Origin of the sequence: Mesorhizobium sp. B2-7-2 (assembly GCF_006440775.1) — a bacterium.
Lineage (GTDB): Bacteria > Pseudomonadota > Alphaproteobacteria > Rhizobiales > Rhizobiaceae > Mesorhizobium.
The window spans coordinates 1-12,220 of the sequence record NZ_VFTZ01000001.1 but is presented as its reverse complement, the minus strand read 5'-3'; the positions used below and the strand labels follow the sequence as shown (position 1 = coordinate 12,220).

Below are 12,220 nucleotides of genomic sequence, written 5' to 3'. Positions count from 1 at the left end.
CTCCTGCCCCGCCTAGCTTTAACGTCAGTTCGCCGGCATCGGTCCGAATCGGATGCGGAAGCGCCGGTTCTCGCGGCCTTTCTTCTCGATCTTGCCGATATGAATCTCGCCGACCTCGCCGGTAGACCTCACATGCGTTCCGCCGCATGGCTGGCTGTCGATCGAGCCGCTCTCGCCGATGCAGACCAGGCGGATCTTGCCGGTGCCGACCGGCGGGCGAACGTTCTTCGATTTGACCAGGCCGGGATTGGCGGCGAGTTCCTCGTCGGTGATCAGCCGGGTGAAGATCGGATGGTCGGCGCGCACCAGCTCCATCAGCCTCGCCGTCACATCCTCCTTCGTGAAGCCGGCGTCGGGAATGTCGAAGTCGACGCGGCTGTCGTCTTCTGCGACCGCTGCCCCGGTGATTGGGAAAGGGCAAACGACAGTCAGCAGGTGACAGGCGGAGTGCATGCGCATCAGGAGGTGCCGCCGCTCCCAGTCGATCAGGAGCTTCAGCTTTTCGCCGACCGCGGGCAGCGCCTGCTCCGGTGCCGGCACATGAACGATCTCGTCCTTGGTCTCGCCGGTGATGGTGGCGGCGATCGCAATGCGGTCGCCATCGGCGCGCTCTAATATCCCGGTGTCGCCCGGCTGCCCGCCGGACGTTGCATAAAAGACTGTACGATCGAGAAGGATGCCGCCACGATCGTTGATCGCGACGACCACGGCCTCCGCCGTCTTCTGATAGGCGTCGTCGCGAAACTGCGCTTCGGTTTTGTACGCCATCATGCCACCTTTTCGAACGGCACCGAAATATCGGCTTTTTCTTCCATCCAGCCCGGCACCGGAAGGTTCTTGCCGCGCAGGAACTCCGGATTGAAGAGCTTGGCCTGGTAGCGCGTGCCGTAGTCGGCCAGGATCGTCACGATGGTGTGGCCGGGTCCGAGCTCGCGCGCCAGCCGGACGGCACCGGCGATGTTGATGCCGGTCGAGCCGCCGACGCAGAGCCCCTCTTCCTGGATCAGGTCGAAGATGATGGGCAACGCTTCCTCGTCCGGGACCTGGTAGGAGAAATCCGGCGTGAAGTCTTCCAGATTGGCGGTGATGCGGCCCTGGCCGATACCTTCGGTGATCGAGCTGCCGTCGGATTTCAACTCGCCGCTGGTGTAGAAACTGTAGAGCGCGGCTCCAAGCGGGTCGGCGAGCGCGATCTTGACGTCCTTGCTCTTGCCCTTGAGCCCGAGTGCGACACCCGCAAGCGTGCCGCCGGAGCCCACTGCCGAGACGAAGCCATCGATCTTGCCGCCGGTCTGAGCCCATATCTCCTGGGCAGTCGTGCGGACATGGCCGTCGCGGTTGGCGACATTGTCGAACTGGTTGGCCCAGATCGCGCCGTTCGGCTCCGAGCGCGCCAGTTGCTCGGCAAGGCGGCCGGACAGTTTTATGTAATTGTTGGCGTTCTTGTAGGGCACCGCCGGCACTTCGATGAGCTCCGCGCCCAAGATCTTGATCGTGTCCTTCTTCTCCTGGCTCTGCGTGTCGGGAATGACGATGACGGTGCGGTAGCCGAGCGCCTTGGCCACCAGCGTCAAACCGATGCCGGTATTGCCGGCAGTGCCTTCGACGATCAGCCCCCCGGGCTTGAGCAGGCCGCGCTGCTCGGCATCGCGGATGATGAACAGGCCGGCCCGATCCTTTACCGATTGCCCCGGATTCATGAACTCGGCCTTGCCGAGGATCTCACAGCCGGTCGCTTCCGAAGCCTTGTTGAGCCGGATCAGGGGCGTGTTGCCGATCGCTTCGATCACAGAACGGGGCATGCGGGATTCCTTTATGTGTGCGGCGAGACCCTAAAAACCGGACGCCCCGGTTTCAAGGTAAGATTTTGTCTGGTCCAGTCGCATTCTGGACGCTGCAATGCTTGCGATCATTTCAACGCCAAGCGCAGAAGCGCTCTTTTCATTCGATTTCTTCGCCGCTACAGCAAGCCCGAACATTCGCAGGACATCGCATGACACTCTACCTGGCCAATCCGAAGGACGGTGTCGCCTGGATCACGGGCGGCAGCAGCGGGCTTGGTCGCGCGTTGGCCAAGGATCTTGCCAATCAAGGCTATGCCGTCGCGGTGACCTCTCTGCCGGAAGATCCGGCCGACACGCTGGTCGTCGAAACGGCGCAAATGTCCGGACATGTGAAATCTTTTCCCTGCGACGTCACCGACGAGCAGGGCATGGCGCGCACGGCCGCCGCGATCGAGGAGCAGATGGGGCCCATCGTGCTTGCGGTCTTCAACGCCGGCAACTACATCGCCACCCCTGGCGAGAATCTGGTTGTGCGCGATTTCCACCGCTCCTTCGCCGTAAACTATTTCGGCATCGTCAACGGCGTGGTGCCTGTCGTCGAGTATATGCGCGTGCGCGGACGCGGCCATATCGTTCTGGTGGGATCGGTCACTGCTTACTCCGGCTGGCCGACCACGGCGGCCTATGGCGGCACCAAGGCCGCGATCAACATCCTGGCGGAGTCGCTGAAATACGATTTCGACAAGATGAACATCCGCATCCAGGTCATCAACCCAGGCTTCGTCGACACGCCGCTGACGGAAAAGAACAAGCTGCCGATGCCGGGCCTCATGCCTGTGCATCGCGCGTCGCGCCGCATGGCTCGCGGCATCCGGAAGGGCGGCTTCGAAGTGACGTTCCCGCACCACATAAGCTTGCCGTTGAAGGTGCTCGGCCTGCTTCCGCGACCGATCGGCCGCTTCGTCATCGGGCTCACCACCCACTGGTGGGGGCGGCCATTGCATTTCGATCGCAGGCTGCCCGGCGATAAAAACCCATCCCGCGACAAGGCGGCATAAGCCGGCGAAACGGCGATTGCCTGCAGGCGGGTACGGCCATAGGTTGAGAATCATAGCTTGGAGACTGTAATGGGGCGGCGGATCGTGCTGGCGGTGCTTGGCCTTGCAGTCGTCCTGATTGCCGTTTTCTTCCTCGGCCCACGCGTGCCGGTCGACACCACAATCCGGTTCAATCCGTCGGCGATCGGCGACGATCCGCAGGCCTATCTGGCGCGTGAAGAGGCCGCCGTGCCCAACATCCGCGACGGGCTCGACAAAGAGATCATCTGGGCGAACCCGATGGTCCATGCCAAGACGCCCTTGGCCATCGTCTATATTCATGGGTTTTCCGCCTCGAAGGGCGAGGTCCGCCCCTTGCCGGACGACATTGCGGATGAACTGGAAGGCAACCTCTTCTACACGCGCCTGACCGGCCACGGCCAGGACGGCGCGGCCATGGCGCAAGGCAGCGTCAATGCCTGGGTCAACGACTATGAGGAGGCTTTGGCCATCGGCCGTGCCATCGGTGACAAGGTGATCGTCATCGGGACCTCGACCGGCGGTTCGCTGGCGGCATGGGCCGCAACCCGGCCTGGTGCATCGGACGGCGTCGCCGCTATCGCATTCATATCGCCGAATTTCGGCGTCAAGGCCTCCGGCGCCGAGGTTCTCACCATGCCCTGGGGCGGACAAATCGCTGAGCTTGTCGGCGGCAAGGAACGCAGTTTTCCCGCGCGCAACGCACTGCACGAGAAATTCTGGACCACCAAATACCCCATGAAGGCGGTGCTGCCGATGGCGGCGCTCACCAATCTCGCCTATGAGGCGCCGGTCGAGAAGGCGAAAATCCCCGCCCTCTTCATCTTCTCGGATGCCGACAAGGTGGTGCGGCCGGACCGCACGCGCGAGATCGCCGGGCGCTGGGGCGGTCCGCACGAGCTGGTGCCGGTCGACGACACCGGCGATCCAGACAATCACGTCATCGCCGGCGATGTGCTGTCGCCACAGACCACAGCCTTTCTCACCCAGCGTATCGTGGTGTGGGTGAAGGCGCTGATGCAGCAGCAGTCGGGCCAGTGAAGTCAGCCCAATGGAATGAAAAACGGCCGAAGCATCATCGCTCCGGCCGTTCCTGTTCGCGTGGTTCTGCTAGAGCATGATGCCGAAAAGTGTGGAGCGGTTTTCGGACGACATCATGCTCTATGTCTTTGATTTAGAGCCGGATTCAGATTTCAGGTCGACTCGACCTGAAATCATCCGGCTCTTGGCTCAGGCAGCCCGGTTCGCCGGACGCTTGCCGCCGAAGCGGCGCTTGTTGTTACCTTTGAAGCGCTTGAAGCCATCGGGCTTGCTCGAGCCGTTCGGCTTGGCCGCGGCCGGGCGTTCGCCCTGCGGCTTCGGAGCGCGCTCGCCATGAGGCTTGCCGCCGAAGCGCTTGTTGTCGCCACCGTTGCCCGGGCGGCGGCCATCGCGACGGGCACCGTGATGCTCGCGGTCATTGGCCGGTTCGAAATGACGCTCGGCCTTTTCCCTGGGGTCGCGCTGCGGATCCGGGCTGCCGAGATGGTCGGCGACGACCGGCAGCTTCATGCGGATGATGCGCTCGACCTGCCGCAGCTTGGCGTTTTCCGAAGGATCGCACAGCGTGATCGCAATACCGTCCCTGCCGTTGCGGCCGGTGCGGCCGATACGATGGACATAGCTCTCCGCTTCGTCGGGCAAGTCGAAATTCACGACGTGGCTGATGCCGGGCACGTCGATGCCGCGCGCCGCGATATCGGTCGCGACCAGGATGCGAACCGAGCCGTCGCGGAAATCGTTGAGCGCCTTCTGGCGCGCGTTCTGCGACTTGTTGCCGTGGATGACGGCCGCCTCGAAACCGTCACGGGCAAGGTCCTTGGTGACGCGGTCGGCACCATGCTTGGTGCGCGAGAACACGATCACCGAGCGCATCGCCTCGTCGGCCAGCATCTTTGACAGCACCTGGCGCTTCTGCTTGGTGCGGGCGAGCACCAAGCTCTGCACGATCTCGACCGCAGCGGTGCTTTGCGGCGAGACTTCGATGCGGACGGGGTTCTTCAGCAAGCCCTTGGCAAGCTCTGCGATCTCATCGGGCATGGTGGCCGAGAACAGTGCCGTCTGCCGGTCCGGCGCGGTCGCCTTGGCAATACGCTTGACATCGTTGATGAAGCCCATGTCGAGCATGCGGTCGCCCTCATCGAGCACCAGCCATTTGGTGTCGGCAAGGATGAGGTCGCCCTCGCGCACCAGGTCGGTCAGGCGGCCGGGCGTGGCGATCAGAATGTCGACGCCGGGCGCAACCTTCTTGACCTGACTGAAGCGCGAGACGCCGCCCAGCACCAGCGCGGTCGAGACATGCGCGCCCTTGGCGAGGATCTTGATGGTGTCCTCGATCTGCACGGCGAGCTCGCGCGTCGGCGCCAGGATGAGCGCCCGCGTCGTCTTCGGCCGGCGCTTGGTGCCGAGCCCGATGATCTTCGAGAGAATCGGCAGCGCGAAGGCCGCCGTCTTGCCCGAGCCGGTCTGGGCGATACCGAAAATATCGCGCCCTTCCATCTGCGGTGGGATCGCCTGCGTCTGGATAGGCTTCGGATCGGTGAACCCGGCGGCATGGGTCGCCTTGAGCAGCGCGCCGGAAATTCCCAGTGCTGCGAAACCGTTCAGTTCCGCTGTGTTTTCGTTGGTCAAAATAATCTTCTTTCACGCGGCCTTGTGGCCGCAAACATCAATGGCGGCAGGGCGCAACCTGCCGTCGGATAAATTGTCATGAAACGACAAGGCGGCGGACGGTTCCGTCCGCGCGGCTGCGCTGTCGTGCCCGCAAGCATCATGCCTCGGGGCTTTTTCGCCAGCTTGCCGATCGACCAGGGCCGATTTGCCGGAAAGAGGGAAAACAGACGCAACCAGTCTCATTCGTCGAGAAGGCCGGATTCGTTCCCGGCCCAAGCGCCTATACCGCTGCATATGGCTGAGTTCGTCCCGAAATGCAAGGGGCGTCATGTTGCGGTGCAACAAAAAGCCAGAACGAGGAAGCCTAGATGTCATCAAATGTCGTCCGGCCACGCCCTCGCCCTAGCCAGCACGTTGGTTAAGCCCATATCCGCCTATTCTCCATCAAAATCGACCAAGACGGAGTTATCGTCAGCTATCGCGCGGATACTAATAATTTGTAGGACGTATTCCTCAAGAAGAAGGAATTCTTCTTTCGATACTAAAGAGTTTATATTTACTTTTGCGAGTATATCTTGGGACGACGAAGGAGCATCTGAGACCAGTGTGATCCATGTATATCTGAATCGGAGATTGCCCGTCGAATATCCACGGATAGCTTCGAATACTGAGGCATAGTCTCCTTGGCTTATTTCGTCATTCATTGCCGCTCTGGCCCACTCGGAGTCAATGCCCATTGGTGGTCGTGTGGGTTGGTATGGACAACGGGCCTTTCATGATCTGTATCTTAACCGGTCCCCATCGGCGTCAAATTCTGTCGCTTGCGGTCCTTTTTCTCGGGGAAGCGGCTGTGCTCCCTTCCGTTGCTGGATCCGGCGCGGGCCCGATGAGTTAGCTCCCAATCATCAGGAGACAGCCTGCCAACGGAGCCTAGGCTGGCCGGTTAACGCAACACAAATTGCTCGATCCCACCACGCTTGCGCTCTCCTGCGGGTGCCATTACCACAAAATGCAGCCTGCTCTGGAGATCGGCCATGAAGGATGTACTCAGGGAACTCGAGCGCCGCCGCGAGATTGCCCGCATGGGCGGCGGCAAGGACCGCATCGAGGCGCAGCACAAGAAGGGCAAGCTTACCGCGCGCGAGCGTATCGAGATATTCCTCGACGAGGGCTCGTTCGAGGAGTTCGACATGTATGTCGAGCACCGCTCGACCGATTTCGGCATGGAGAAGACCAAGATTGCCGGCGACGGCGTCGTCACCGGCTGGGGCACCGTCAATGGGCGCCCGGTCTATATCTTCGCCAAGGATTTCACCGTGTTCGGCGGCTCGCTGTCGGAAGCGCATGCCGAGAAGGTCATCAAGGTCCAGGAGATGGCGCTGCGCAATCGCGCGCCGATCATCGGCCTCTATGACGCCGGCGGCGCACGTATCCAAGAAGGCGTGGCGGCGCTTGGCGGCTACGCGGAGATCTTCCAGCGCAATGTGCTCGCATCCGGCGTCATCCCGCAAATTTCGTTGATCATGGGTCCCTGCGCCGGCGGCGACGTCTACTCGCCCGCCATGACCGATTTCATCTTCATGGTGCGCGATACATCCTACATGTTCGTCACCGGACCGGACGTGGTGAAGACGGTGACCAACGAGACGGTGACCGCGGAAAGCCTCGGCGGCGCAAGCGTGCACACCACCAAATCCTCAATCGCCGACGGCGCCTATGACAATGATGTCGAGGCGCTGCTGCAGATGCGCCGGCTGGTCGATCTTCTGCCAGCGTCGAACACGGCCGAAATCCCGGAAATCGAGTGCTACCAGTCGGTGACGGACCACGACCTGTCGCTCGACCGGCTGATCCCCGATAATGCCAATAAGCCCTACGACATCAAGGAGCTGATCCTGAAGGTCGCCGACGAAGGCGATTTCTTCGAGATTCAGCAGAGTTTCGCCAGGAACATCGTCACCGGCTTCGGCCGCGTCGAGGGCCGCACCGTCGGTTTCGTCGCCAACCAGCCGATGGTGCTGGCCGGCGTGCTCGATTCCGACGCCAGCCGCAAGGCGGCGCGCTTCGTGCGCTTCTGCGATTGTTTTTCCATTCCAATCGTCACTTTCGTCGACGTGCCGGGCTTCCTGCCGGGCACCGCGCAGGAATATGGCGGGCTGATCAAGCATGGCGCCAAGCTGCTTTTCGCCTATGCCGAGGCGACCGTGCCGAAGATCACCGTCATCACCCGCAAGGCTTATGGCGGCGCCTATGACGTGATGGCCTCGAAGCATCTGCGCGGCGATATGAACTATGCCTGGCCGACGGCGCAGATCGCGGTGATGGGCGCCAGGGGCGCGGTCGAGATCATCTATCGCAAGGATATCGGCGATCCGGAGAAAATCGCCGCCCATACAAAGACTTACGAGGACCGCTTCCTGTCGCCCTTCGTCGCCGCCGAACGCGGCTATGTCGACGAGGTGATCATGCCGCATTCGACCAGGCGCCGCGTAGCGCGAGCGCTGCGCATGCTGCGCAACAAGGACATGCAGAACCCTTGGAAGAAGCACGACAACATTCCGTTGTGAAAAGCTGCACCGATAAGAAATGCGCATAACCCTTGCAGCCCAGAGCCTTATTCCAGCGATGGGGTATGGCGGCACACAGCGCCAGGTCGAATGGCTGATCACCGAACTGGTCAGGCTCGGCCACCATGTGGTCCTGATCGCCGCGCCGGGGTCGTCGCATCCGCTCTGCGAGGTCAGGCATGCGATCAGCGATGCCGAATGCCGGGCGGCGATCCCACGCGACACCCAGATCGTCAATCTCCACGCCTGGAAGGTCGAGGTACCCTTTCCGACGCTCAACACCGAGCACGGCCATCTTCCGGATTATCCGCGGCCACAGCCCAACTGGAATTTCCTCAGCGCCCGCCATGCCGAGCTGCATGGCCGCAAGACCTTCGTCTATAACGGCTTTCCGGTGGACGCCTATCAGCTAGCGCCGTCGAAGAACGACCATCTGTTTTTCATGGCGGCCATCGCCCGGGCCGGAAAGGGCTTGAACCGGGCGGTGGACTTGGCAAAGAAATTCGACTTCACCCTCGATATCGCCGGCGGCTCGCGCTGGAAGCTGCTCGGCCGCAGCAAGACGCGTCGCGAGGGCGTGTTCTTCAAGAGCCTTTCCGCCCGCTACCGGTTTCACGGCATGGTCGACGGCCAGGACAAATTGCGCCTGTTGGGCGAATCGAAGGCATTCCTCAACCCGATCTCCTGGGAGGAGCCGTTCGGCATGGCGCAGGTCGAGGCCATGCTATGCGGCACGCCCGTGCTCACCACGCCGCGCGGCGCGCTCGTGGAAACCGTCGATGCGGATACCGGACGCTTCTTCGAGTCCGACGAGGAGTTCGGGCGCGCCCTTGGCGAGATCGGAGACCTGTCCGCGCAGCGATGCCGGCAGTCTGCCGCGGACAGGTTCCCGATCGAGAAAACGGCGAAAGCCTATCTGGAGCTCTATCACCGCGTCCTTGATGGCGAAGCGCTTCCGTGACAAATCACCGTCATGCTCGCCATTGGCAGCGGCTGTTCCGGATCGAAAAGGTAGCGCTTGTTGCGTCCCATCCTCGTCTTCTGCTTGCCGGCGATCGGTGACTTCATCCGCTGCCATTCGGCAATCCGGATACTTGCCGAGAAATTTCCCGGGCATCCGATCGACGTCGCCACCTCGCCGCTCGCCGCGCCGCTGGCGCGGCTGATGCCGCATATCCGCAAAACCTGGATCGTTGAGAAGCACTGGAAGCCCGGGCTGAAAGAGCGCGCGGGTCTGGCACGCGAAATCCGCAAGGAGAACTACCAAGCGGCCTATATGCTCACCAGCAGCACCAAGGCTTCGCTGGTGCCGTGGCTCGCCGGAATTCCGGAACGCATCGGCTATCCGCGCGAGTTCCAGTTCGGCATCATCAACCGCCTGCCCGCCGGCTGGCCGAAGAGCTTCGTGGCGTTCGGCCCGCGCAAGACAAGGTTGTTCGAGCAAGTCTGCGCGATCGCGATGCTGGGCGAGAAACCTGGCGATGACATGCGCCTGCCTGCTCCGCAAATGGCGGTCTCAGCCGAGGAACTTGCCGATTGGCGCGCCCGGCATGGAATCGATCCGGCGAGGCCGGCGCTGGCGCTCTACACCTCGGCTTTCACCAATTTCCGTTCATGGCCGGCGGAGCGTTTTATCTCGGTTGCGCAGGATCACGCCAGGCGCGGCTGGTCGGTCTGGCTCATCGGCGGCCCGCGCGAGCGCGAGGCCGCGGCTCAGATCCGGGCTGCGCTCCCCGAGGCGGTGGATTTCACATCGACGCCGCAACTGACCGACGCCATATGCCAGATCGCCGCCTCGACTGCGTTTCTCGGGGTCGATGGCGGGCTCTGCCACGCGGCCGCGGCCTTGGGCGGACCATGCGTGCTTATCTTCGGATCGAACCGCTCCTATGAGACCGGACCGGTGAACGACCAGGTGCGCTATCTCGAGCCGCCGATTTCGACACCGAGTTGGGTCCAGGACACACGCGGTGTCAGCGAGGAACGCGTTCTTGCCGCTTTGGCCGACGCCGTGAGGCAGCCGCGCTCGAGGTAGGTTGCCTGACCTATTCCCCGGCACCCGCGCCCATGCGGGGTCGGGCGCGCCGCTTCATAGGACAGCGCTCTGCGCCAGCTCGCGAAGAACCGGCACCATGGCCAGAGGCAGGTCTTCTGCGATCAAACCCGGCCCGAACCGGCTGCCGGCTTCGGCATGGACCCAGACCGCGGCGCAAGCCGCTTCGAAGGCCGGCATGCCTTGCGCCAGGAGCCCGGCAATGATGCCCGCCAGCACGTCGCCCGAACCGGCGGTGGCGAGCCATGGCGCGCCGTTGCTGTTGATCGCGGCGCGGCCGTCCGGCGCGGCGATCACGCTGTCGGCGCCCTTATAGACGATCACGGCGTTGGCGCGCAGCGCGGCTTCGCGCGCCTTGGCCAGCTTCGACGACGTCTTGTTGCCGGCAATGTCGGCAAACAACCTGCCGAACTCACCCTCATGCGGCGTCATGATCAACGCCGGCGCATCCGGTCTGGCCGCTGCCTCGAACAGCGTCGAGGCCGCATTGCGGAAAGACGTGATGCCGTCGGCGTCGAGCACGAGGCCCTCGACACCGCCGTCCTGCCGGTTTTTGGCGAGCACGGCGAGCGCGAAATCGCGCGCCTTGTCACCGATGCCGAAGCCGGGGCCGAGGACGAAGGCGGACGGCCGGCGATCGCCGATAAGATCATGCACATCCTCGATCGCGTCGACCTTGCGCAGCATGATCGAGGTCAGATGCGCCGCGTTGACCTGCATGGCGTTCGCCGGCGAGAGCACGGTGACGGCCCCTGCTCCGCTTCTGGCGGCCGCAAGCGCCGACAGCCGCGCCGCGCCCGTCGCGGATGGTCCGCCCGAAAAGACGCTGGTATGGCCGCGCTTGTATTTGTGCGTGTCGAGGGCGGGCGCGGGAAAGCTGGCGATCCAGAGCCCGGGGCGGTTCTCAAAGGCCCGCGGCGCGACCTCGTCGATGATCTCGTCACGAATGCCGATGTCGGCCACCACGATCTCGCCACATCGCTCGCGGCCAGGCAGAAGCAGATGCCCAGGCTTCTTTCGTGCGAAGGTCACCGTGAGAGCCGCGCGAAATGCCGAGCCGAGGACTTCGCCGCTTTCGCCTGAAACGCCCGAAGGCAGGTCGATCGCGACAACCGGCAGGTTCATGCCCGTCGCGGTGTCGACCGCGCCTTTGGCGTCGCCGGCGAGAGACTTCGACAGGCCCGCACCATAGATGGCGTCGACAACCAGCGATCCAGCTTCCGCGGTGAAGGCTGAAAGCGGGTGCCGCTCCAGAGCACAATCAGCCGCCGCGAGCGCGGCGTCGCTGCCTGCCTTCGGTTCGCCCGACGCCCACAGGGCCACATCGACGCCGGCCTCTGCCAGCAGCCGCGCCACGACGTAGCCGTCGCCGCCATTGTTGCCCGGGCCGCACAGCACATGCACCTTCTTCGCGCCAGGATAGCGCGCCAGCACGACGGCAGCGACCGCCTCGCCGGCGCGTAGCATCAAGCGATAGCCGTCGAGCGGTCCGGCCGCGATTGTCAGCCTGTCGGCCTCGGCCATTTCGGCCGGCGATAGAAGTTCATTGCGCATGGGATTGCCGATCTCCATGCGATCAAGCATTGTCCAGTTTTCGGTTCGAAGCAAACCAGTGACCGCACATTGTCTTGCAAATGCGGTCGCATCCAGGAGGGGTTCAGCCTGCAAATTGCGCTGTCTGCCCATTTTTTGCGCAGACGCGAGGAGGAGCGATGTATACCGTTTGGGCGTCCATGACGCATCCGATGCAGCCGATGACGCGAATTTGCATCCGGACGCGGCATGGGCGCGAAAACGCCCCTCACCGTCTGCGCTCCTCAGGATTGGCACGCTTCGTGCTTGATGAAGGCGCAAGCGGGGCACACAACCCGTCTTCTTGGCAGTGGAGGCCACTTTTTACATGAAAAAGATCGAAGCGATCATCAAGCCATTCAAGCTGGACGAAGTGAAGGAAGCGCTTCAGGAGGCCGGACTGCAAGGCATCACCGTCACCGAAGCCAAGGGTTTCGGCCGCCAGAAGGGCCATACCGAGCTTTATCGCGGCGCCGAATATGTCGTCGATTTCCTGCCCAAGGTGAAGATCGAGGT

At 62.9% G+C, this 12,220-nt stretch carries 10 protein-coding genes; 6 read left to right on the top strand and 4 right to left on the bottom strand.

Annotated features, from left to right (window positions below; translation table 11 throughout):
* Positions 1-24: 24 nt before the first annotated feature.
* Positions 25-768 (bottom strand): alanyl-tRNA editing protein, encoded by a 744-nt coding sequence (locus tag FJ425_RS00050; RefSeq protein WP_140721574.1) that lies wholly within the window; start codon positions 766-768, stop codon positions 25-27.
* Entirely contained in the window at positions 768-1,802 is a 1,035-nt protein-coding gene (locus FJ425_RS00045) for a cysteine synthase A (RefSeq protein WP_140720813.1), read from the bottom strand. Before FJ425_RS00045 ends, FJ425_RS00050 begins: the two co-directional genes overlap by 1 nt.
* Before the next feature lie 191 nt (positions 1,803-1,993).
* Here FJ425_RS00045 and FJ425_RS00040 point away from each other — a divergent pair, with 191 nt between their 5' ends.
* The gene (locus tag FJ425_RS00040) at positions 1,994-2,842 is read left to right on the top strand and encodes an SDR family NAD(P)-dependent oxidoreductase (RefSeq protein WP_140720810.1); all 849 of its coding nucleotides are present in this window, start codon (positions 1,994-1,996) and stop codon (positions 2,840-2,842) included.
* Between the two features lie 69 nt (positions 2,843-2,911).
* Positions 2,912-3,901, top strand: coding sequence for an alpha/beta fold hydrolase (locus tag FJ425_RS00035; protein ID WP_140720807.1), 990 nt, complete (start codon positions 2,912-2,914; stop codon positions 3,899-3,901).
* Between the two features lie 189 nt (positions 3,902-4,090).
* On the opposite strand, the gene FJ425_RS00030 is transcribed toward FJ425_RS00035, so the two are convergent.
* Positions 4,091-5,530: a DEAD/DEAH box helicase gene (locus tag FJ425_RS00030; protein ID WP_181165068.1), complete on the bottom strand. Its 1,440-nt coding sequence runs from the start codon at positions 5,528-5,530 to the stop codon at positions 4,091-4,093.
* Between the two features lie 1,016 nt (positions 5,531-6,546).
* Between FJ425_RS00030 and FJ425_RS00025 the strand changes: the two genes are divergently transcribed.
* From FJ425_RS00025 to waaF, 3 genes are read left to right on the top strand one after another with little or no spacing between them, the layout of a single operon-like run.
* Positions 6,547-8,079 carry an acyl-CoA carboxylase subunit beta gene (locus FJ425_RS00025; RefSeq protein WP_140636526.1) on the top strand — a complete coding sequence of 511 codons (1,533 nt, stop codon included), beginning with the start codon at positions 6,547-6,549 and terminating at the stop codon, positions 8,077-8,079.
* Between the two features lie 19 nt (positions 8,080-8,098).
* Complete coding sequence (locus FJ425_RS00020; protein ID WP_140636524.1) at positions 8,099-9,040, top strand: glycosyltransferase; 942 nt, start codon at positions 8,099-8,101, stop codon at positions 9,038-9,040.
* A 57-nt stretch (positions 9,041-9,097) separates the two neighbouring features.
* The gene (gene waaF, locus FJ425_RS00015) at positions 9,098-10,114 is read left to right on the top strand and encodes a lipopolysaccharide heptosyltransferase II (RefSeq protein WP_246673631.1); all 1,017 of its coding nucleotides are present in this window, start codon (positions 9,098-9,100) and stop codon (positions 10,112-10,114) included.
* Positions 10,115-10,168: 54 nt separating this feature from the next.
* Here waaF and FJ425_RS00010 read toward each other — a convergent pair whose 3' ends face one another.
* Positions 10,169-11,686, bottom strand: coding sequence for an NAD(P)H-hydrate dehydratase (locus FJ425_RS00010; RefSeq protein WP_140721572.1), 1,518 nt, complete (start codon positions 11,684-11,686; stop codon positions 10,169-10,171).
* 346 nt (positions 11,687-12,032) lie between these two features.
* Here FJ425_RS00010 and FJ425_RS00005 point away from each other — a divergent pair.
* Positions 12,033-12,220: P-II family nitrogen regulator (locus FJ425_RS00005; protein ID WP_140720804.1), on the top strand; the 188-nt coding region annotated here is incomplete at its 3' end.

What these genes read in the sequence shown, in the direction of transcription:
- FJ425_RS00050 (WP_140721574.1), bottom strand. Translation starts at nt 768, where the DNA reads ATGGCGTACAAAACCGAAGCGCAGTTTCGCGACGACGCCTATCAGAAG.
- FJ425_RS00045 (WP_140720813.1), bottom strand. Translation starts at nt 1,802, where the DNA reads ATGCCCCGTTCTGTGATCGAAGCGATCGGCAACACGCCCCTGATCCGG.
- FJ425_RS00040 (WP_140720810.1), top strand. Translation starts at nt 1,994, where the DNA reads ATGACACTCTACCTGGCCAATCCGAAGGACGGTGTCGCCTGGATCACG.
- FJ425_RS00035 (WP_140720807.1), top strand. Translation starts at nt 2,912, where the DNA reads ATGGGGCGGCGGATCGTGCTGGCGGTGCTTGGCCTTGCAGTCGTCCTG.
- FJ425_RS00025 (WP_140636526.1), top strand. Translation starts at nt 6,547, where the DNA reads ATGAAGGATGTACTCAGGGAACTCGAGCGCCGCCGCGAGATTGCCCGC.
- FJ425_RS00020 (WP_140636524.1), top strand. Translation starts at nt 8,099, where the DNA reads ATGCGCATAACCCTTGCAGCCCAGAGCCTTATTCCAGCGATGGGGTAT.
- FJ425_RS00010 (WP_140721572.1), bottom strand. Translation starts at nt 11,686, where the DNA reads ATGCGCAATGAACTTCTATCGCCGGCCGAAATGGCCGAGGCCGACAGG.